The sequence below is a fragment of the Streptomyces sp. H39-C1 genome (genome assembly GCF_027158125.1).
GTDB lineage: Bacteria > Actinomycetota > Actinomycetes > Streptomycetales > Streptomycetaceae > Actinacidiphila > Actinacidiphila fildesensis.
In genome coordinates this window covers 28,198-48,931 of record NZ_JAPVLS010000015.1, presented here as the reverse complement: position 1 = coordinate 48,931, position 20,734 = coordinate 28,198, and the positions used below count along the sequence as shown (strand labels likewise).

Below are 20,734 nucleotides of genomic sequence, written 5' to 3'. Positions count from 1 at the left end.
GGCGCACGGCGCGACATGATCCGACGCTGCCTGTGGAGGTGCCATGTACGACATGGCCGAAGTGCACGGACCCCCAACCCCCGGCTTTTACCTCCGCACCAGACCGCACGGCTTCGTCGTCCACCTCGTCGCTTCCGGCGACAACCTGCGCGCCGTCCGGGAGCTGACCCGTAAGACCCTCGCCTCGGCGGGCGTTGACACCGAGACGGCCGAGAGCGCGCAGCTCGTGCTGTCCGAGCTGGTCGGGAACTCGGTTCGGGCGTGCGGGGAGTGGGTGCCGCTGGTGGTGGAGCTGTCCGTCGGGCGGACGGTGGTGGTGTTAGGGGTGCACGATCCGGATCCGGCGCGGATTCCGCGCCGGCGCGCGGTGGCGATGGATGACGCCGACGCCGAGTCCGGGCGGGGGCTGGCGCTCGTGGATCTGCTCACGTCGGGGTGGCGGGTGGCGCGGTCGCCGGTCGGGAAGCAGGTCCGCTGCCGGCTGGAGCTCGCGGCGGGGTGAGTGAGTGCCCGGCTCCGCCCTCATCCCGCTCGCGGGGTGAGGGCCTGGAAGCCGCCGTCTGCCCGCCGCCGTGTGAGGGCCTGGCAGCCGCCGTCTGCCCGCCGCGGGGTGAGTGCCCGGCAGCCGTCCTCCCCGTGCGGGACGGATGCCGGGCACAAGTGCGAGCGAACCGTCAGGCCGCGCGGCGGGCGCGGCGGTGGTGGGCGGCGATGATGTCGGCGTAGCGGCGGCCGCTGCCCTTGATGGTGCGCTTCTGCGTCGGGTAGTCGACGTGGATCAGGCCGAAGCGCTTGTCGTAGCCGTAGGCCCACTCGAAGTTGTCCAGCAGCGACCACGCGAAGTAGCCGGCCAGCGGTGCGCCGCGGCGCACCGCTCTCGCGCAGGCGGCCAGGTGCTCCTCCAGGTAGGCCTGTCGCTCCGGGTCGTCGACCTGGCCGTCGGGGCCGACGGTGTCGGGGTAGGCGGAGGCGTTCTCGGTGACGAAGATCCGCTCGGCCCCGTACTCCTCGGCGACCCGGACGAGCAGCTGCTCCAGGCCGTCGCCGTAGACCTCCCAGTCCATCGCCGTGCGCCGGACGCCCGGCAGGTAGACCTGCTTGGCGCGCGGCGGCAGGCCGGTGGGGTCGTCGGCGATGACGTTGCGGAAGTAGTAGTTGACGCCGAGCCAGTCGAGCGGGGCCGCGATGGTGTCGAGGTCGCCGCTGCGGATCGGGAGGTCGACGCCGTACAGGTCGACCATGTCCTGCGGGTAGCCGCGGCCGTGGATCGGGTCGAGCCACCAGCGGTTGGTGTGGCCGTCGGCGCGGATCGCGGCGGCCTGGTCGGCCTCGCGGTCGGTGGCGGGCTCGCAGGGGCTGAGGTTGTTGACGATGCCGATGCGGGCGTTCGGGTTGGCGGCGCGGATCGCCTGGACGGCGAGGCCGTGCCCCAGGTGCAGGTGGTACGAGGCGCGGACCGCGGCCGTGATGTCGGTGAGGCCGGGGGCCATCTTGCCCTCGAGGTGGCCGATCCAGGACGAGCAGAGCGGCTCGTTGAGCGTCGCCCAGTCGTGGATGCGGTCGCCGAGGGCTTCGGCGACCACCGACGCGTACTCGCCGAACCGCTCCGCGGTCTCCCGCTCCGGCCAGCCGCCCCGGTCCTGCTGGGCCTGTGGCAGGTCCCAGTGGTAGAGCGTCGGGAAGGGGGTGATGCCCGCTTCGAGGAGGGAGTCGGTGAGCCGGTCGTAGAAGGCGAGTCCGGCCGGGTTGACCGGCCCGCCGCCCTGCGGCATGACACGGGGCCAGGCGATGGAGAACCGGTAGGCGTCCAGGCCGAGATCGCCCATGAGGGAGATGTCCTCGGGTACCCGGTGGTAGTGGTCGCAGGCCACGTCGCCGGTGTCACCCTCCGCCACCTTGCCCGGGGTGTGGGAGAAGGTGTCCCAGATCGAGGGGGACCGGCCGTCCTCGTCCACCGCTCCTTCTATCTGGTAGGCGGCGGTCGCCGCACCCCAGATGAAGTCGGCGGGGAGAGCGCTGAGGTCGTTCACGAGCAGCCTTTCGGTGGTGGTCACTTGACGGCGCCGGCGGTGAGTCCGACGACCAAGTAGCGCTGGAGCAGCAGGAACCCGGCGACCACGGGCACACTCACGACGAGTGAGGCGGCCATGACCTGGTTCCAGTACACGTCGGTCTGGGTGGCGTATCCCTGCAGGCCGACGGCGAGGGTGCGGGTGGTGTCGTTCGTCATGACCGACGCGAAGAGCACCTCGCCCCAGGCCGTCATGAAGGCGTACACCGACACCGCGACGATGCCGGGGACCGCGGCCGGGACGACGACGCGGAACAGCGCGCCGAGCGGGCCGCAGCCGTCCACCATCGCGGCCTCGTCGAGATCGCGCGGGATGGAGTCGAAGTAGCCGACGAGCATCCAGATGGAGAAGGGGAGCGAGAACGTCAGATAGGTGAGGATGAGGCCGCCGCGGCTGCCGTAGAGGGCGATCCCCGTCGCGTTCCCGATGTTGACGAAGATCAGGAAGAGCGGGAGGAGGAAGAGGATGCCCGGGAACATCTGGGTGGACAGCACCGTCACGGTGAAGAACTTGCGGCCCTTGAAGCGGTAGCGGCTGACGGCGTAGGCGGCGAAGATCGCCACGGCCACCGAGGCCACGGTCGCGCTGACCGAGACGATCACCGAGTTCACGAAGTACTTGGCGAGCGGGACCGTGTGCCAGATGCCGATGTACGGCCGGAACGTGAAGCCGCTCGGGATCCACCGGAAGGAGCCCTGCACGTCCTGCAGCGGCTTCAGCGAGGAGCTGAGCATCACGTACACCGGGGCGAGCGTGAAGACCGTGAGCAGGGTGAGGAAGATCCTCCGGGTCCAGATGAAGGACTTCGGCTGCGCCATCGGGGACGGGGGAGGAGGGGGTTTACGCATCGGCCGCATCCCTCCTGCGTGACGTGACGAGCAGATAGATGGCCGTGACGACCAGCAGGAACAGCAGCAGGAGGACGGACATGGCCGAGCCGGAGCCGAAGTTCCAGGTGACGAACGACGACTGGTAGATGTGGATGGAGATCAGGTCGGCGGCCTCCGGCGCCGATCTGCCGAACAGCACGTAGGGCGTGTTGAAGTCGTTGAACGTCCACAGGAAGAGCACCAGCACCAGCACCTGGTTGACCGGCCGCAGCGACGGCAGGGTGATCCGGCGGATCTGCTGCCAGACGCCCGCGCCGTCCATCGACGCCGCCTCGTACAGCTCACGCGGGATGTTCTGCAGCCCTGCCATCAGGCACAGGAACGCGAACGGCCACGAGCGCCAGACGGAGACGGTGACGAGGGCGGTGAAGCTGTTGTCGCCGATCAGCCAGAACGACCGCTCGGAGGTGAGGTGCAGCTGGTCGTGGATCACATGGTTGATCAGGCCCGTATCGCGCTGGAACATGAACGACCAGGTGATGACGGCCGCGTAGACCGGCAGCGCGTACGGGACAAGGAAGATCGCCCGCAGGAATCCCCGGCCGCGGAAGGCGTCCTGCATGAGGATCGCCGCCGCGGTGCCGAGGAGCCAGGAGAGCCCCACGGCGAGGACGGTGAAGCAGAGGGTGACCCAGAACGAGTGCAGCAGCGCCTGGCCGACCGGGGCGTCGAAGTCCACCGCTACGCGGTAGTTGTCCAGGCCGGCCCAGGGCGCGGCGCCCCAGTCGCGGATGAAGAACTGGGTGAGCTGTTTGAAGCTCATCACGATACCGACGATCATCGGGATGAGGTGGATCAGCAGTTCGAGCAGCAGCGCGGGAAGCAGGAGGAGGTAGGGCAGGCCGATCCGGCGCAGTCGCGCGATCACGAGGCCGGCATCTGCTGCTGGGCCTTGGTGAGGGCGTTCTTCACGGAATCGGTGGTGACGTCCTTGCCTGAGGCGGCCTGCGCGAAGAGCTCCTTCATCGCGGTGCCGACGAGCGTCTCGAACTGGCTCTCATTGGGGACCTGCGGCAGCGGGGCGGCGCTCTTGGCGAGCACCTCGGCGAGCGTCTTCAGGTCGGGGGTGGAGAAGGCCGGGTCGCTCTGCGCGTCCTTGACCGGCGGCAGCGAGCCGTAGGTGGCGTTGAGGGTCTTCTGCTCGGCGGCGCTGGTCATGAAGTTGACGAACTTCAGTGAGCCGTCGAGGTTCTTGGTGTTCTTGAAGACCGCGAGGTTGATGCCGGCGACCATCGAGTTGATGGCGTGCGCACCCGTGGCGCCCGCGGTCTGGAACGGAACCGGCGCCACGCCGTAGTCTTCGGGCTTCATGCCGTGGGACTTCAGCGAGGAGGCGGCGGCCTGCCACATCAGCATGCCGGCCTTGCCGGTCGCGAAGTCGGCGAGGGACTGGTTGGCGGCGTACTCGGCGTTGCCGGGGGCTGCGATCTTGTCCTTGCCGATGAAGTCGATGTACTGCTTGACGGCGGCGACGTTCTCCGGGGTGTCGAAGGTGGCTTTGCCGGAGGCGTCGAAGAAGTCCGAGCCGTGCTGCTTGGCGAGGACGAAGGCGTGGTGGATGTTCTCCGAGCCGTTGCCGCCCTCGACGGCGAGGCCGTACTTGCCGTCCTTGGTGAGCTTCTTGCCGTCGGCGACCAGTTCGTCCCAGGTCGTCGGCGGGGCGGCTATGCCCGCGTCGGCGAACATCTTCTTGTTGTAGTAGAGCCCGTAGGCCAGCGAGTACAGCGGCACGGCGGCCGGGTCCTTGCCCTGCGCGCCGGCGGCGGCGAGCGCGGCGCTGACGAAGCGGTCCTTGCCGCCGATCTTGGAGAAGGTGGTGGCGTCGAACGGGAGCAGCGCACCGGTGGCCTGGAGGGACGCCGACCAGGTGTTGCCGATGTTCAGCACGTCGGGCCCCTGGCCCGAAGTGGCCGCGGCCAGAATTCTGTTGAGCAGGTCGGACCAGGGGACGACCTCCAGCTTGACCTTGATCCCGGTCTGCTGCTCGAACTTCTTGAGCTCGGGCTCCAGCACCTGCTTGTCGTTCTCCAGGCTGGTGCCCTGGTTGCTCGCCCAGTACGTCAGGGTCTTCGGGCTGCTGTTGCCGCCGCTGTCGTTGCTGCTGGAGCCGCCGCCGCAGGCGGAAGCGGTGAGTGCCATCGCTGCGGCGATGGCGGTGGCCGCGACTGCCCGGTGGTAGGTACGCATGACGGTCCCCTCTCAGGGGTGGGATCGCTACGGAACGGGAACGGGTCTGGACTGGTGCGGAACCTGACAGGAACGGGTCCGGAAGACGTCAGGAACAGGTCGGGAACGGGTCTGGATCAGTTCAAGAAGTGAACAGGGGCCGTGTCTTATTTCAGGGCGTGATTTAACTTGTGAGAAAAGGTGGCGTCAAGACTTCGCGCACCGATAGATTTCAGCCGGGGAGCCAGGGGAGGAGGACCGAATGGCAGATCGAGGCAAACGAACCGTGCGTGACCTGCGGCGCGGCAACCGGTCGGCGCTGTTGCGCCACCTGTATTTCGAAGGACCACTCAGTCGCCAGGAGTTGGGACGGGACTCCGGGCTGAGCGCGGGATCGATCAGCAACGTCGTCGGCGATCTGATCGCCGACGGGCTGGTCGAGGAGGCCGGTTCCGTCGACTCCGACGGCGGACGGCCGCGGATCCTGCTCAGGGTCGCCGCCGGTTACGGCTGCGTCGTGGGGGTGGATGTCGGGGAGACCCGGGTCCGGGTCGAGCTGTTCGACCTCGCCCTCACCGAACTCGCCGCGGCGGACCTGCCGCTGTCGGACAGCGGCCATGACGTCGACCACGTCGTACGGCTGATTCTCGATGGTCTCTCGGCCGTCGTCCGGGACGCGGGCATCTCCGAGAGCGATGTGCTCGGGGTGGGCGTCGGGGTCCCCGGCATCGTCGAGCAGGGTGACGGCGCCAACGGCCAGGGCGGCTCGGGCGGTTCCGGCGGCCAGGGCGGCTCGGGCGGCTCAGGTATCGACCTCGGCAGCGGCGAGGGCATCGTCGTGCACGGCCAGACCATCGGCTGGAACGCGGTCCCGTTCGGCCGCCTGCTGCGGGCCGGCACCGACCTGCCGCTCTACATCGACAACGGCGCCAAGACGCTGGGCCAGGCCGAGATGTGGTTCGGCGCCGGACGCGGCGCGAGCAGCGCCGTCATCGCGCTGCTCGGCTCGGGCGTCGGCGCCTGCGTGGTCGCCGACGGCAAGCCGTACCGGGGGGCCACCAGCAGCGCGGGGGAGTGGGGTCACACCACCCTCCAGGTGGGCGGCCGGCTCTGCCGGTGCGGCGCCCGCGGCTGCCTGGAGGCCTATGTCGGCGCCGAGGCGCTGCTGGAACGCTGGGGCCGGGCCCCGGAGGGGCAGAGCGAGGAAGCGGGCCTCACGGCCCTGCTGACCGCCGCCGACGAGGACCCGTCCGCGGCCGCGCTGCTGGCGGAGACCGCCGAGTACCTGGGCGCGGGCATCGCCGACCTGATCAATCTCTTCAACCCCCAGCGCATCGTGATCGGCGGCTGGGCCGGGCTCATGATCGGCCCCCGGCTGCTGCCGGCCGTCCGCGAGGCGGCGGTGGCCTACGCGCTGCACCACCCCTGCGCCCAGACCTCCATCGAGATGGGCCGGCTCGGCCCCGACGCGGTCACGGTCGGCGCGGCCACCCTGCCGCTGGCCAGGCTGCTCGACTCCGGCGGCGCGCCCTGGAACCGGAGCCCAACCGTCCGGGAGGCCCGCCTGGAGGTACGTTGACAAAGCGGGAGCAATCGGATGCTCCCGCCTTGTCGCACCTCGTCCCGCCAAGGAGCCCCGCTGTGACCCTGCAGCAGCAGATCGTCGGCACCGCCATGCAGATGACCGTATGCACCCTTCAGCCAGGTCAGACGGTGTACTGCGAGGCGGGGAAGTTCCTGTTCAAGACGTCGAACGTCACCATGGAGACCCGGCTGTCGGGACCTGGCGGTGTCCAGCCGGGCGGCGGCGCGTCCGGCGGCATGAGCGGCATGCTGCGCCAGGCGATGGGCACGGCCATGCAGGCGGGGCAGCGGGCGCTGGCGGGCGAGAGCCTCGCCTTCCAGTACTTCGCCGCGTCCGGCGGCGAGGGCACCGTCGGCTTCGCCGGGGTGCTGCCCGGTGAGATGCGGGCCCTGGAGCTGGACGGTTCGCGGGCCTGGTTCGCCGAGAAGGACGCCTTCGTGGCCGCCGAGTCGACCGTCCACTTCGGTATCGCCTTCCAGGGCGGACGGACCGGCCGCAGCGGCGGCCAGGGCTTCATCCTGGAGAAGTTCACGGGGCACGGCACGGTGATCATCGCGGGCGCGGGCAACTTCATCGACCTCAACCCGGCGGACTTCGGCGGCCGGATCGAGGTCGACACCGGCTGCATCGTCGCCTTCGAGGAGGGCATCGAGTACGGGGTGCAGCGGATCGGCGGCCTCGACCGGCAGGGGCTGATGAACGCGGTCTTCGGCGGCGAGGGGCTGTCGCTGGCCACCCTGGAGGGCAACGGCCGCGTCATCCTGCAGTCGATGACGATCGAGGGTCTGGCCAACGCGCTGAAGAAGGCTCAGGGCGGCGACAAGCAGGGGCCGACGGGCGGGCTGTTCTCCACCCACCAGGGCTGAGCGGCGTCCGTACGGGCCGGCCGGCCGGTCACCCGGGCCGATCGTGCCGGGCCCGCGCCGGTTCTCACACATCTTCCGTGACCGGTTAACTCCTGGAAAACAGTGTGTGGTTGGCATTGACGGGGCCAGGTCTACGCGCGTCATGGTGGTGTCCATGAGAACCCCACGTCTCACTCGTATCGGCGCGCTCGCCGTCCTCGCGGGCACCCTCCTCGTCGGCGGCCCGGCGGTCGCCGCCTCTCCCGCCGCCCTCGCCCCCACCTCCGCCGCCGTCGGCTCGTCCGCCACGGTGACGGTCAACGCGGTGGGCAGCATCTGCTATTCGGCGCTGCCGTCGCAGGCCCACCACACCCTCGACCTCATCGACGCGGGCGGGCCGTTCCCGTACTCGCAGGACGGCGTCGTGTTCCGGAACCAGGAACACCTGCTGCCCAGTCACACCAGCGGCTACTACCACGAGTACACCGTCGTCACGCCCGGGTCGCCGACCCGCGGCGCCCGCCGGATCATCACCGGCCAAGCGGTCGACGAGGACTACTACACCGCCGACCACTACGCGTCGTTCAAGCTGGTCGACTTCAGCTGCTGAGCATCCTTCCGGGTGCCTGGTGAGCGCCCTGCCGAGCAGCTGCCGATCCCTCTGCCCACCGCCTTCCGACCCCAGTGAGCGGGGCGGGCGCCGGACCTTCCTCCGGCGCCCGCCCCGCTCTTTCGCGTGTTACGGACCGGATACATCCCCGCGAACCGCAGGCCTCGGTGTCAGAGGCACCCGATAGCGTTCCAGGGAGACGATGATCCGCCCCCGTTCCACAGCACCGAGGAAGGACGGCGATCCGCCGTGTACCGCTGGGAGATCACCCGGGCCGCGCTGGCCCAGCGGGTTTTCGCCATCGTCCGCAGCGAGAGCTACGACCAGGCCGCCGCGGTGGCCGACACGTTGCTCTCGGCCGGGCTGACCACACTGGAGATCTCGCTCACCACACCCTTCGCGCTCGAAGCGGTGACCACCCTCGTCCGCGAGGTCGGCGATGACGCGATCATCGGCGCGGGCACCGTACTGGACGCCACCTCCGCCCGGATGGCCGTCGACGCCGGAGCCCGCTTCCTGGTGTCGCCGAGCCTGGACGAGGGCGTCCTACGGACCGGGCACCGCTACGGCGTCCCGGTCTTCCCCGGCGTGGCGACCCCCACCGAGATGGTCCGCGCCATGGAACTCGGCGCGGACGCGCTCAAGCTCTTCCCCGCCTCCGGCTACGCCCCCGGCTGGATCAAGGACGTGCGCGCCGCCCTTCCGCAGGCCGCGCTGCTGCCCGCCGGCGGCATCACGGTCGACACCGCGCCGGACTGGATCGCCGCGGGCGCCGTCGCCTGCGGGATGGGACCTGAGCTCACCGAAGGCGACCGCGACACCGTCGCCAAGCGGCTGACCGAGCTGCTGGCCCGCCTGGCGGACGCCCGCTGACCCCCTGACCACCGGACCCCCGGGTCCCCTGACCACCGGACCCCCGGGTCCCCTGACCTCCTGCCCGCTGTACTCCTCCGTGAGGGGGAGGCGCGCTCCGCCGACGGCCGGTTACCGTGCGGAGCAAGGCGAACCCGTCCGACCAGGGGGAGGTTATGGGCATGTCCGAGATCATCGATCTGACCGCCTACGGCGAGGAGTTCACCGCCGACCCGTACCCGATCTACGCCAAGCTGCGGGAGCAGGGCCCGGTCCATCGGGTCCGCACCGTCGACAACGGCGAGCTGTGGCTCGTCGTCGGCCATGAGGCGGTGCGCTCGGCGCTCGCCGACTCCCGGTTCAGCAAGAGCTGGCGCACCCTGGACCCGCTCGCCGAACCCGGCGCCATCAGCGCCAACATGCTGGAGGCCGACGCACCGCAGCACACCCGGCTCCGGAAGCTGGTGGCCAAGGAGTTCACCGCACGCCGTGTCGAGGCGCTGCGGCCCCGGGTCCAGGAGATCACCGACGAGCTGCTGGACGAGATGCTGCCGCTCGGCCGCGCCGACCTGGTGGACGCGCTCGCCTTCCCGCTCCCGATGACCGTCATCTGCGAACTGCTCGGCGTCCCGTCGCTGGACCGCGAAGCGTTCCGGCGCTGGTCCAACGTGATCGTCGGGCAGGCCGGCGCCGAGGCGGAGAACGCCGCGGTGGAGGCCATGGGCGCCTACCTGGTGGAGCTCATCGAGGACAAACGGTGCAGTGCCCCCGCCGACGACCTGATGAGCGCCCTGATCCGCACCCGGCACGAGGACGGCGACCAGCTGTCGGCCGAGGAACTCGTCGGGATGGCCTTCCTGCTCCTGGTCGCCGGGCACGAGACGACCGTCAACCTGATCTCCAACGGGGTACTGGCACTGCTCCGCCACCCCGGCCAGCTCGCCGAGCTGCGCGCCGACCCCTCGCTGCTGGACGGCGCGATCGAGGAGATGCTGCGCTACGACGGGCCCGTCGAGACCTCCACCTGGCGGTTCACCACCCAGCCCGTCGACATCGGCGGCACCGTCATCCCGAGCGGCGAGCCGGTCCTGGTGGCGCTGGCCTCAGCGGACCGCGACCCGGAACGCTTCGAGGAGCCCGACACCTTCGACATCCACCGCTCCGCCCAGGGCCATCTGGCGTTCGGCCACGGCATCCACTACTGCCTCGGCGCCCCGCTGGCCCGTATCGAGGGCCGGACCGCGATCCGCACCCTGCTGGAACGCTGCCCGGACCTGGCGCTCGACGCGGACCCCGCCACCCTGACCTGGCGCCGCGGCATGCTGATCCGCGGTGTCCACCGGCTGCCGGTGCGCTACTAGGTGCTGCCCGGCAACGCCACCGGTTCCGTCACCTGATGTGCGCGGACCTAGAATCGGTCCCGATCAAGGCATCAGCAACGCCGCTGACGCGCGTCCGAGTCGTATCGGGAGGCCCAGAAGTGTCCGTTGTCGCCGTGCCGGGTTCGAAGTCGGTCACCGCCAGAGCGCTGTTCCTGGCAGCCGCCGCCGAGGGCACGACCACGCTCCGCCGGCCGCTGCTCTCCGACGACACGGACGGCTTCGCCGAGGGGCTGACGAAGCTGGGCTACGCGGTCGAGCGGGAGCCGGACCGGTGGCGGATCGAGGGCCGGCCGGCCGGCCCCGCCGTCGGGCAGGCGGACGTGTACTGCCGTGACGCGGCCACCGCCGCCCGTTTCCTGCCCGCGCTCGCCGCCGCGGGACACGGCACGTACCGCTTCGACGCCTCCGCCCAGATGCGCCGCCGCCCCGTCGCCCCGCTCACCGACGCCCTGCGCCGGCTCGGCGTCGACCTGCGGCACGAGGAAGCGGAGGGCCATCTGCCGCTCACCGTCACCGCGCGCGGCATCAAGGGCGGCGACCTCGAACTCGACGCGAGCCTGTCGTCCCAGTTCCTCACCGCGATGCTGCTCGTCGCCCCGCTCACGGCCGAGGGTCTGCGGATCCGCGTCACCGGGCTCGTCTCCGCCCCGTACGTCGAGATCACCCTGGCGATGATGCGGAGCTTCGGCGTCGAGGTGCTGCGGGAGGGCGACACCCTCACCGTTCCGCCCGGCGGCTACCGCGCCACCGACTACGACATCGAGCCCGACGCCTCCACCGCGAGCTACTTCTTCGCCGCCGCCGCGCTGACCGGCGCCTCCGCGACCGTCCCCGGCCTGGGCGCGGACGCGCTCCAGGGCGATCTGCGCTTCGTCGACATCCTGCGGCGGATGGGCGCGGAGGTGGAGACCGGAGCGGACGCCACCACCGTCACCGGCACCGGGCGGCTGTCCGGGGTCACCGTCAACATGCGCGACATCTCCGACACCATGCCGACCCTCGCCGCCATCGCGCCGTTCGCCGACGGCCCGGTGCGGATCGAGGACGTCTACAACACCCGCGTCAAGGAGTGCGACCGGCTGGACGCGTGTGCGGAGAACCTCCGCCGGCAGGGCATCCGGGTCGAGACCGGACGCGACTGGATCGAGATCCACCCCGGCACGCCCGTCGCCACCGAGATCACCTGCCACGGGGACCACCGCATCGCCATGAGCTTCGCCGTCGCCGGGCTGCGCACCCCGGGTGTCACGTTCGACGACCCGGGATGCGTGAAGAAGACCTTCCCCAAGTTCCACGAGGCGTTCGCGGCGCAGCGCCGCACCTGGGGCGTCTGAGTCCTCGTCCGGGACGAGGGCTCGGTCAGGGTCCGCGGCTCAACGCGCGCTGTACTCGGTGAGCGCCAGCCGCAGGGTCTCGCGCATGAGCTTCACGCCGACGGCGATGCACTCCTCGTCGACGTCGAACCGCCCGCTGTGCAGGTCGTAGGCGGTCGCCCGGCCGCGGGGCCGGACCCCGAGCCGGGCCAGGCCGCCGGGCACGGATTCCAGGTACCAGGCGAAGTCCTCGCCGCCGAGGCTCTGCGGGGTCTCGTAGCGCGCACCGGGTTCGAGGGCCGACGTGACCGCCGCGTCGAACACCCGCATAGCGTCCGGGTCGTTGGTGACCGCGGGCGCCACCTGGTTGAAGTCGGCGTTGAACGTCACCCCGTACGGGGAGACGATCGCGGAGGCCAGCCGCTCGAACAGTTCCGGTACCGCCGCCCACGCCTCCCGGCTCAGCGACCGCACCGTCCCCAGGGATGTGACGCGCTCCGGCCGGCCGTCGGGTCCGGGCACGCTGTTCACCGTCCCGAACACCGCCGAGGCGACCATCGCGGCGCCTGGGGGCAGCGCGTTCTGCAGGGCGGTCGGGAGGTCGGTGATGAGCTTGGCCATCACCATCACCAGGTCCGCGGGATGGGCTCCGGGCGCGGTGCCGGCCGGCGGCTGGGTGATCTGGATGTCGAAGGCGGTCAGGCTGGAGGTGATCGGCCCGGTGCGGATCCCGACCCGGCCCACCTCGCCCGCGGGATCGCAGTGCAGGGCGTAGATGACCGCCACGTCCTTGAGCACCCCGGCCGCGATGGCGTCGTGGGCGCCGCTGGGTACGGCCTCCTCCGCGGGCTGGAAGATGAACCGGGCCCGCCCCTCGATCGCTTCGGGCGCCTGGGCGAGCCCCAGTGCCACCCCGAGCATGATCGTGGTGTGCACGTCGTGCCCGCAGGCGTGACACGTCCCGGGCTGGGTGGACCGGTACGGGACCTCCTTCTCGTCCGCGACGGGCAGCGCGTCGATGTCGGCGCGCAGCGCCACGAGCGGGCCGCGGCCGTCACCGATGTCGCAGTACAGGCCGGTGCCGCCGGGAAAGATCTGCGGCGCGAGACCGGCGGCCGTGAGCTGCTCGGCGATGAAGGCGGTGGTGCCGAACTCCTTGCGCGCCGTTTCCGGGTGCGCGTGGATGTGGCGGCGGATCTGCACCAGGCGGTCGAACCTGTCGGGATTCATGACTATCCAGTTCCAGCGGTGACGGAGTCTTCCAGCGGTGACGGAGGTCGTAGCGCGGACGCCCGCTGCTCGACGGCGTCATCGTATGCGAGCCGGGCGGGCCGCCGGGTGCGGTGCGCCCACCCGACAACTCCCGTGGTGAGAAGGCCCGTTGGGGTGACGGATACCTGCGGGGGCCGTGCGGGAGCCGGTACGCCGGGTGATTCGGGCGGCGGATATCCCGCGAAGGTGTGACCGTCCACCCGTCAGTTCGATTCTTCCGGCGCCGCCGGCTGGACCGGGAGCCGGTCGAGGACGACACCGAAGGAGTCGCGGTAGACGGCGAGCAGTTCGTCCTGCTCCAGGTCCTGTTCGTGCCGTTCGTCGCCCTCGGTGGTGATGAGGGAGGTGCCGCTGAGGGTGATCCGGCCGGTCGGCGTGAGCAGCGAGCAGACCAGCGACCGGGTGAAGTGGGACGCGGGGGAGGTGCGCTGCCACCAGCAGGTCGGTTCGAAGTCGGCGAGTTCGCGGGGGCGTTGCTCCAGCCGGTACTCCGCTACGCCGTCCTTGAGGATGTCGACGTCACCGTCCGGCGCGTCGGCGACACGGAAGACACCGCTGGGGTCCGACTGGTCCTCGCGGCTGTCCAGCCGGATCGGGTGCTGGGTGAACCGGCCGAAACCGACGTCCACCAGCCAGGAGCCGGAGGCCTCGACGCGCAGCGCCAGATGGTCGAAGGGCGGGCCGAGGACCCCGTCCTTGTCGAAGACCCGGGCGGCGAACAGGCTCACCGGGTACCCGAGCTCCGTCAGCAGCGCACCGAACAGACCGTTGAGTTCGTAGCAGAAGCCGCCCCGCCGGGCCCCGACGACCTTGGCGTGGAGCGCCTCCCGCGTCAGCACGATCTCCTCGCCGAGATGGATCGAGAGGTTCTCGAACGGCACGGTGAGCAGATGACGAAGCTGCAGGTCGCGCAGCGCGGCGGCGTCGGGTATTGCGGGGCGGTCGGCCCCGATGCGCGAGAGGTAGGCGTCGGCCTGTGATGCGTCCATGACGCAGTTATCCCTCAGCGTTCCTCCGGGCGCCAAACGGAACCCGGGTGGCCGGTCACAGGTGGTGCCGCTGGCCGCGCTTCGCCCGCTCGTACTCCGCGCGGGCCCGGCGGGCGGCCGGCCGGTCGGAGACCTCGGCGACGGCCACGTCCCACCAGGCGCCGGAGGCCGGTTCCCCGCCCGTGCCCGGCCCGGTCTCGACGTACACGGCCGTCGCGCGGTCCGAGGCGCGGGCCGTGGCCAGCGCCTCGCGCAGCTCCTTGACGGTGCGGGCGGTCAGGACGTCCAGGCCGAGGCTGGCGGCGTTGGCGGCCAGGTCGACGGGGAGCGGATCGCCGGTGAACGTGCCGTCCGGGGCCCGGAACCGGTAGGCGGTGCCGTAGCGCTCGGCGCCGACCGAGTCCGACAGTCCGCCGATGGAGGCGTAGCCGTGGTTCTGCACGATCACGAGGTTGATGTTGACGCCCTCCTGGACCGCGGTGACGATCTCGGTGGGCAGCATCAGATACGTGCCGTCGCCGACGAGGGCGAACACCTCGCGGTCGGGCGCGGCGAGCTTCACCCCGATCGCGGCGGGGATCTCGTAGCCCATGCAGGAGTAGCCGTACTCGACGTGGTACTGCTTCGGGTCGCGGGACCGCCAGAACTTGTGCAGGTCGCCGGGGAGCGAGCCGGCCGCGTTGATGACCACGTCGCGGTCCTGGAGCACCTCCGCCAGGGCGCCCAGCACCTGGGTCTGCGAGGGGAGGCTGTCGCCCGCGTCGCCGCCCGGCCGGAAGACGGCGTCGGTGGCGCGCTGCCACTCCGCGACGCCCCGGTCGTGCCGGGACAGGTCCACCCGGTGGCCGGCCAGGGCGGCGGTGAGCGCCTCGATACCGGACCGGGCGTCGGCGACCAGGGCGGTGCCCGCCATCTTGTGCGCGTCGAACGCGGTGATGTTCAGGTTGACGAAGCGCACGTCCGGGTGGGCGAACAGCGAGTTCGACGCGGTGGTGAAGTCCGTCCAGCGGGTGCCGATGCCGAGGACGACATCGGCCTCGCGGGCGGCGGCGTTGGCCGGCCCGGTGCCGGTGTGGCCGATCCCGCCCAGCGCCTGCGGGTGGTCGAAGCGCAGCGAGCCCTTCCCCGCTTGGGTCTCGGCCACCGGGATTCCGGTGGCCGCGGCGAACTCGCGCAGCGCGTCGGTGGCCTCGGAGCCGATCACACCGCCGCCCGCCACGATCAGCGGGCGTTCGGCGGACCGCAGCAGCTCCGCGGCCTCGTCCAGCGCCGCCGCGTCCGGCTGCGGACGGCGTACGTGCCAGACCCGCTGCTCGAACAGCTCGGCCGGCCAGTCGTACGCCTCGGCCTGGACGTCCTGGGGCAGCGCCAGGGTGACCGCGCCGGTGTCCACCGGATCGGTCAGGACGCGCATCGCCTGCAGCAGGGAGGGCGCGAGCATCTCCGGGCGCCAGATCCGGTCGAAGTAGCGGGAGACCGGCCGCAGCGTGTCGTTGACGGACATGTCGTACGCCCACGGCACCTCCAGCTGCTGCAGCACCGGATCGGCGGGGCGGGTCGCGAACACGTCGCCGGGAAGCAGCAGTACCGGCACGCGGTTGATGGTGGCCAGGGCCGCACCGGTGACGAGGTTGGTGGCGCCGGGCCCGATGGAGGTGGTGCAGGCCATCGTGGACAGCCGGTTGTTCATCCGGGCGAAGCCGACCGAGGCGTGCACCATCGCCTGCTCGTTGCGGCCCTGGTAGTACGGCATGACATCGTGGCCGGTCTGCAGCAGGGCCTGGCCGACCCCGGCGACGTTGCCGTGGCCGAAGATGCCCCAGGTCCCGGCGATCAGCCGGCGGCATACGCCGTCCCGTTCGGTGTGCTGGACGGTGAGGAAGCGGACGAGGGCCTGGGCGACGGTGAGCCTGACGGTGGTCGTCATGGGCGCGGTTCCTCCACTGATGCGGTCTCCACAGGTGCGGTGTACAGCGGCAGTCGCGGGTCCACGGACTGTGCGGCCCAGCTGCCGCGTACCCAGGCGTGCGCGGGGTCGTCACAGATCAGCCAGGCCCGGTCGGCGCCGGGCCCGGCCATCACGTTCAGGTAGTACATGTCGTAGCCGGGGACGGCCATGCTCGGGCCGTGCCAGCCGTCGGGGATCAGTACGGCGTCGCCGCCGCGCACTTCGGCGAGCACGTCGGTCCGTCCGGCGCCGGAGGGGTAGACCCGCTGGTAGCCCATCGCCCCCGGGCCGCCCGCCAGCTCGAAGTAGTAGATCTCCTCCAGCTCGGACTCCGTCGCGCTCGCCTCGTCGTGCTTGTGCGGCGGGAACGACGACCAGTTGCCGCCGGGGGTGAGCACCTCGACCGCGATGAGCCGGTCGCAGTCGAAGACCCCGGCCGCCGCGAAGTTGTTGACCTGACGGCTCGCGCCGCCCGCGCCGCGCAGCTCCACCGGCACGCCGGAGGCGGGCCCGTAACGGGCAGCGAGCCGCCGCTCGCAGCGGGCCCCGGTGAGCGCGAAGCGGCCGCCGGCCCGGCTGGTGAGCACCGTGCGCGCGTCCCGCGGCACATACGCGAAGTCGCTGACGCCGCTGAACACGTCGGGCCTGCCGCGCAGTTCGAAGACCTCGTCGTCGACGGCGACCGAGCAGCCGCCCGCCAGCGGCAGCACGATCCACTCGCTGTCACCGCTGTCGAGGGTGCGCGTTTCGCCGGGCGCCAGCGTCAGCACCCGCAGCGAGCTGTAGCCCCAGCCGGCGCCCTCTGGGTCCACCCACAGGTCGTAGCCGTCGCGGGCGGCGCTCGCGGCCGGTACGTGCCCGGCCAGCCGCGTGGGCCCGCCGCCCGGCGTCATCGGGCGTTCTCCGGCGCGGACGGGCTGCGGTCGACCAGCGACACGGCGGTGTCGATGGCCTTCGCCACGTCGCCGTCGTCCGGGAAGAGCATGGTGCGGCCGAGGATCAGACCGCGCACCTGCGGTATCCGCAGCGCCTTCTGCCAGGCCGCGTACCGCTCGTCGGGACCGCCGGTGCCCTCGCCGCCGAGCAGCAGGGTGGGCAGGGTCGTCGAGGCCATCATGCGCTCCATCTCGTCGACGACCGGGACCTTCAGCCAGGTGTACGCGGAGGTGCTGCCCAGGCCCTGGGCGATGTTGTTGACGTAGATCTGCGCGTCGGGCTCCAGGATGTTGACGACCCGCCCGGCCACCCGGTGGGTACGGAACGGTTCGACGAGCGCCAGCAGCCGGCGCGCGGCGAGCGTGTGCACCGCGTGCGAGCAGCCGGCCAGCGTGTCGGCCGTGCCGGGGTCCTCCGGGTCGATCCGCAGCAGCACCTTGCCGCCGTCGAGGCCGGCCGCCGCGATACCGGGTGCGTCGTAGCCGGTGAAACGGTCGTCGAGCTCGAAGGACGCGCCGGGCAGCCCGCCGCGGTTCATCGACCCCAGGACGAGCTTGCCGTCGAGGGCGCCGAGCAGCATCAGGTCCTCGACCAGGTCGGCCGTGCCGAGGAAGCCGTCCACCCCGGGGCGCGCCAGCGCCTCGACGCACCGCGCCAGCAGCTCGTGGCGGTCGCCCATCGCCGTCGGGTCGCCGCCCGCCGCGACGGCGCCGCGCGCGGGATGGTCGGCGGCCAGCACGAACAGCGGGCGGGCGAGCCGGGACGGGTCGAAGGGCGTGCGCTGCGCGCAGGCCAGCCGGATCGCGTCCGGCGCGGACGCCCGCAGCCGGGTGATCTCGTCGACCGAGGACGCGAGCGGCGCGGGGCGCCGGTCGACCGCGGACGACTGGGTCTGGGCCTCGGGAACGGGCGCGAAGGGCCGTACGGGGCGGGATTTCGCGGTCATACGCGGGACCTCTTCGTTTCGGCGTCGACGGCCGCTTGCCGCGCCTGTCGCGTGAGAAGAGCCTCCACCTCGGAGAGGGTCGGCATGGCGTCGGCACAGGCGTGCCGTGAGGCGACCAGCGCGCCGGCCGCGTTGGCGGTGCTGATCACACGGGACAGCGGCCGGCCGGCCAGCAGACCGGCGCACAGCGCGCCGCCGAAGGCGTCACCCGCGCCGAGGCCGTTGACCACCTCGACCGGTACCGGCGGGAAGGAGACGCTCTCGGTCGCGGTGCGGGCCAGCACTCCATCCGGTCCCTGCTTGACGACGGCGAGGCGCACCCCGCGGTCCAGCAGCAGTTCGGCGGCCCGGTCCGGATCGCTGGTGCCCACCGCGACCTGCGCCTCCTCGCGGTTGCCGACCGCGACCGTCGCGTACCGCAGGGCCCGTGCGTACAGTTCGGGCGCCTCGGCCGGGTCGGCCCAGAAGCCGGGCCGCCAGTCGAGGTCGAAGTACACCTCGCGGCCGGCCCGTTCCTCCAGCGCGGCGAAGAGGGTGGAGCGGGTCGGCTCGACGGCGAGCGCGGAGCCGGTGATCCACAGCACCCGCGCGTCGCGGACCGCCGCGCGGTCCAGCCGTTCCGGTTCCAGGCACTGGTCCGGGGCGACGGGGCGCCGGTAGAAGTAGAGCGGGAAGTCGTCGGGCGGGAAGATCTCGCAGAACACGACCGGCGTCTGCAGTCCCGGCACCGTGGTCACCAGCGCGTCGTCCACCCCGAAGCCGCGCAGCGCGCCGCGTACGTACCCGCCGAACGGATCGTCCCCGACACCGGTGAGGACCGCGGTCCGCAGGCCGTAACGCGCCGCGGCCACCGCGACGTTGGTCGCGGTGCCGCCGAGGTACTTGGCGAACGTGCGGACGTCGGCGAGGCCGACGCCGGTCTGCTCGGGGTACAGGTCCACGCCCACCCGGCCGACGGTGATCACGTCGTACGGGGTGCCCGGTGCCCGCGCGGTCTCCGGGGCGGTCACAGCGCGGCCAGCCAGTCCAGCGAGGCCCGTACGTCGTCGACGGGGCCGCCGCCGGGCGGCGGTTCCGCGGTGAGCACGGCGTCCTGCTCCATGACGTACCAGCCCGCGTACCCCGCGTCCTCCAGTGCGCCGATGAGGGCGGCGAGGTCGATGTCGCCCTGCCCCAGCGGCTGGTAGAGATTACGGTCCACGGCTTCGGTGTAGGAGGTGCGCCCGTCGTGCACGGCCGCCGCCGCGCCCTCGTCCACGTCCTTGAGATGGACGTGGACCACCCGGCCGGCCGCCCGGCGGGCCAGTGCCACCGGGTCGGTGCCGCCGACGAGCAGATGCCCGGTGTCCAGGCACAGCCCGGTCCAGCTGCCCTCCAGGACCCGGTCGACGTCCTCCGGGCCCTCCACCATCGTGCCGACGTGCGGATGCAGGGCGGCGGTGATCCCGGCGGCCGCGGCGAGCGCCGCGACCCGGTCGAGATTGGCCAGCAGGGTCTTCCAGCCGAGCGTGTCCAGCTCGGGGCGGGCGTCGTAGCCGTCCTGCCCGGTCGCGGCGGCGAGCACCAGGGTTCCGGCGCCCGCCGCGGTGAAGGCGGCCAGCGCGGTGCGCACCTCCGGCAGTGGATCGGTCGCCGGATCGTGCAGCACGACCGGGACGAAGCCGCCGACGGCCGTCATCCCGCGCGCCGCGAGCAGCGGGCCCGGCAGGAAGCCGTCGGGTCCGAACTCGGTCGCGGTCAGCCCGAGCGCCGCCATCTCGTCCAGTACCCGCTCGGGCGTCAACTGGTGCCCCCAGCCCGGCACTTCGCACACGCCCCAGGAGATCGGCGCCGCGGCCACCCGGTCGAGCCTCATGCGCTCACCTCCGCGGTGCGTGCCGTGGTGCCGGCGAGCAGTTCGGCGCGGGCCGCGATCTCGGCGACCGCGACCGGCCGCCGCTCGCGCCGCGACACCTCGCACGCCTCGGCGACGAGCAGGGCGCGCAGCGCCTCGCGTCCCGGGCAGGGGTTGGCGCTCTCGCCGCGGGCCACCCGGACGAAGGTGTCCAGCTCGGCGCGGTAGGCGGGGGCGAAGCGCTCCAGGAAGCCGGGCCACGGGGCGGGGACGCTGCTCGCGGCGCCGGGCTCGACGGAGGTGACGGGGGTGCGGGCGTCGACACCCACGGCGATCTGGTCGTCGGTGCCGGCCAGCTCCATCCGGACGTCGTAGCCGGCGCCGTTGTAGCGGGTCGCGGTGGCGGTGGCGAGCACTCCGCCCTCCAGGGTGAGCAGGGTCGCCGCGGTGTCGGCATCGCCCGCGGTGCGGAAGAAGTCCGCGCCGCCGTTGGCGCCGGTCGCGTACACCTCCAGGATCTCGCGGCCGGTGACCCAGCGCAGGATGTCGAAGTCGTGGATCAGGCAGTCGCGGTACAGGCCGCCGGAGAGCGGGATGTAGTCGGCGGGCGGCGGGGCCGGGTCGGAGGTGACGGCCCGCACGGTGTGCAGCCGGCCGAGCCTGCCGGACCGTACGGCCTCGCGCGCCGCCAGGTATCCGGCGTCGAACCGTCGCTGGAAGCCCATCTGCAGCGTCGTGCCGGCCGCTTCGACCGAGCGCAGCGCGGCGACGGTGCCGGCCAGGTCCACGGCGATCGGCTTCTCGCAGAAGACCGGCAGGCCCGCCCGTGCGGCCCGTTCGATGAGGGTGGCGTGTGCCGCGGTGGCGGAGGCGATCACCACCGCGTCGACCCCGGAGGTGAAGACGGCGTCCACCGAGTCCGCGGCGGTGGCGCCGGTCCGTGCGGCGACCTCGGCGGCCCGGCCGGGGTCGGCGTCCGCGACGAGCAGTTCCCCGACGTCCGGGTGTGCCCGTAGCGCTACGGCGTGGAAGGCCCCGATCCGACCGGCCCCGAGAAGTCCCATTCGCATACCTGGCCCTGCCCCTTCCAGGAA

At 71.9% G+C, this 20,734-nt stretch carries 18 protein-coding genes and 1 pseudogene; 7 read left to right on the top strand and 12 right to left on the bottom strand.

Annotated features, from left to right (window positions below; all coding sequences use genetic code 11):
- Positions 1-43: 43 nt before the first annotated feature.
- Positions 44-502: an ATP-binding protein gene (locus O3W51_RS12785; RefSeq protein WP_138355598.1), complete on the top strand. Its 459-nt coding sequence runs from the start codon at positions 44-46 to the stop codon at positions 500-502.
- A gap of 172 nt (positions 503-674) precedes the next feature.
- On the opposite strand, the gene O3W51_RS12780 is transcribed toward O3W51_RS12785, so the two are convergent.
- From O3W51_RS12780 to O3W51_RS12765, 4 genes and pseudogenes are all read right to left on the bottom strand, one after another.
- Complete coding sequence (locus O3W51_RS12780; RefSeq protein WP_269285857.1) at positions 675-2,030, bottom strand: GH1 family beta-glucosidase; 1,356 nt, start codon at positions 2,028-2,030, stop codon at positions 675-677.
- A gap of 20 nt (positions 2,031-2,050) precedes the next feature.
- Positions 2,051-2,920: a carbohydrate ABC transporter permease gene (locus O3W51_RS12775; protein WP_269285792.1), complete on the bottom strand. Its 870-nt coding sequence runs from the start codon at positions 2,918-2,920 to the stop codon at positions 2,051-2,053.
- A pseudogene (locus tag O3W51_RS12770) lies at positions 2,913-3,821 on the bottom strand (carbohydrate ABC transporter permease); the annotation flags it as partial. The pseudogene O3W51_RS12770 and the gene O3W51_RS12775, both read right to left, overlap by 8 nt.
- A gap of 5 nt (positions 3,822-3,826) precedes the next feature.
- The gene (locus tag O3W51_RS12765; protein WP_138355595.1) at positions 3,827-5,149 is read right to left on the bottom strand and encodes an ABC transporter substrate-binding protein; all 1,323 of its coding nucleotides are present in this window, start codon (positions 5,147-5,149) and stop codon (positions 3,827-3,829) included.
- Positions 5,150-5,390: 241 nt separating this feature from the next.
- On the opposite strand from O3W51_RS12765, the gene O3W51_RS12760 reads away from it, so the two are divergent.
- From O3W51_RS12760 to aroA, 6 genes are all read left to right on the top strand, one after another.
- Positions 5,391-6,707, top strand: coding sequence for an ROK family transcriptional regulator (locus O3W51_RS12760; protein ID WP_138355594.1), 1,317 nt, complete (start codon positions 5,391-5,393; stop codon positions 6,705-6,707).
- A gap of 62 nt (positions 6,708-6,769) precedes the next feature.
- Positions 6,770-7,579, top strand: a complete 810-nt coding sequence (locus tag O3W51_RS12755; protein ID WP_269285788.1) for an AIM24 family protein — start codon at positions 6,770-6,772, stop codon at positions 7,577-7,579.
- Positions 7,580-7,733: 154 nt separating this feature from the next.
- Positions 7,734-8,168 carry a ribonuclease domain-containing protein gene (locus O3W51_RS12750; protein WP_198358618.1) on the top strand — a complete coding sequence of 145 codons (435 nt, stop codon included), beginning with the start codon at positions 7,734-7,736 and terminating at the stop codon, positions 8,166-8,168.
- 249 nt (positions 8,169-8,417) lie between these two features.
- Positions 8,418-9,041 (top strand): bifunctional 4-hydroxy-2-oxoglutarate aldolase/2-dehydro-3-deoxy-phosphogluconate aldolase, encoded by a 624-nt coding sequence (locus O3W51_RS12745; RefSeq protein WP_138355591.1) that lies wholly within the window; start codon positions 8,418-8,420, stop codon positions 9,039-9,041.
- Between the two features lie 161 nt (positions 9,042-9,202).
- Complete coding sequence (locus O3W51_RS12740; protein ID WP_381588287.1) at positions 9,203-10,381, top strand: cytochrome P450 family protein; 1,179 nt, start codon at positions 9,203-9,205, stop codon at positions 10,379-10,381.
- A 119-nt stretch (positions 10,382-10,500) separates the two neighbouring features.
- Entirely contained in the window at positions 10,501-11,736 is a 1,236-nt protein-coding gene (gene aroA / locus O3W51_RS12735; protein ID WP_138355589.1) for a 3-phosphoshikimate 1-carboxyvinyltransferase, read from the top strand.
- A 39-nt stretch (positions 11,737-11,775) separates the two neighbouring features.
- Here the strand turns inward: aroA and O3W51_RS12730 are convergent, their stop codons facing one another.
- The 8 genes from O3W51_RS12730 to O3W51_RS12695 all read right to left on the bottom strand — a co-directional run bounded on the left by O3W51_RS12730 (position 11,776) and on the right by O3W51_RS12695 (position 20,710).
- Positions 11,776-12,945: an amidohydrolase gene (locus O3W51_RS12730; RefSeq protein WP_138355588.1), complete on the bottom strand. Its 1,170-nt coding sequence runs from the start codon at positions 12,943-12,945 to the stop codon at positions 11,776-11,778.
- Between the two features lie 245 nt (positions 12,946-13,190).
- Positions 13,191-13,976, bottom strand: coding sequence for an arylamine N-acetyltransferase family protein (locus tag O3W51_RS12725; RefSeq protein ID WP_138355587.1), 786 nt, complete (start codon positions 13,974-13,976; stop codon positions 13,191-13,193).
- 55 nt (positions 13,977-14,031) lie between these two features.
- On the bottom strand, positions 14,032-15,903 hold the full coding sequence (gene iolD / locus O3W51_RS12720; RefSeq protein WP_138355586.1) for a 3D-(3,5/4)-trihydroxycyclohexane-1,2-dione acylhydrolase (decyclizing): 1,872 nt from the start codon (positions 15,901-15,903) through the stop codon (positions 14,032-14,034).
- Positions 15,900-16,817 carry a 5-deoxy-glucuronate isomerase gene (gene iolB, locus O3W51_RS12715; RefSeq protein WP_187145056.1) on the bottom strand — a complete coding sequence of 306 codons (918 nt, stop codon included), beginning with the start codon at positions 16,815-16,817 and terminating at the stop codon, positions 15,900-15,902. The genes iolD and iolB overlap by 4 nt, the downstream gene beginning before the upstream one ends.
- Positions 16,814-17,806 (bottom strand): Cgl0159 family (beta/alpha)8-fold protein, encoded by a 993-nt coding sequence (locus O3W51_RS12710; protein WP_232485838.1) that lies wholly within the window; start codon positions 17,804-17,806, stop codon positions 16,814-16,816. The genes iolB and O3W51_RS12710 overlap by 4 nt, the downstream gene beginning before the upstream one ends.
- Positions 17,803-18,816, bottom strand: coding sequence for a 5-dehydro-2-deoxygluconokinase (gene iolC / locus O3W51_RS12705; RefSeq protein WP_198358619.1), 1,014 nt, complete (start codon positions 18,814-18,816; stop codon positions 17,803-17,805). Before iolC ends, O3W51_RS12710 begins: the two co-directional genes overlap by 4 nt.
- Complete coding sequence (locus O3W51_RS12700; protein WP_138355584.1) at positions 18,813-19,661, bottom strand: TIM barrel protein; 849 nt, start codon at positions 19,659-19,661, stop codon at positions 18,813-18,815. Before O3W51_RS12700 ends, iolC begins: the two co-directional genes overlap by 4 nt.
- Positions 19,658-20,710 (bottom strand): Gfo/Idh/MocA family protein, encoded by a 1,053-nt coding sequence (locus O3W51_RS12695; protein ID WP_138355583.1) that lies wholly within the window; start codon positions 20,708-20,710, stop codon positions 19,658-19,660. Before O3W51_RS12695 ends, O3W51_RS12700 begins: the two co-directional genes overlap by 4 nt.
- Positions 20,711-20,734: the final 24 nt, after the last annotated feature.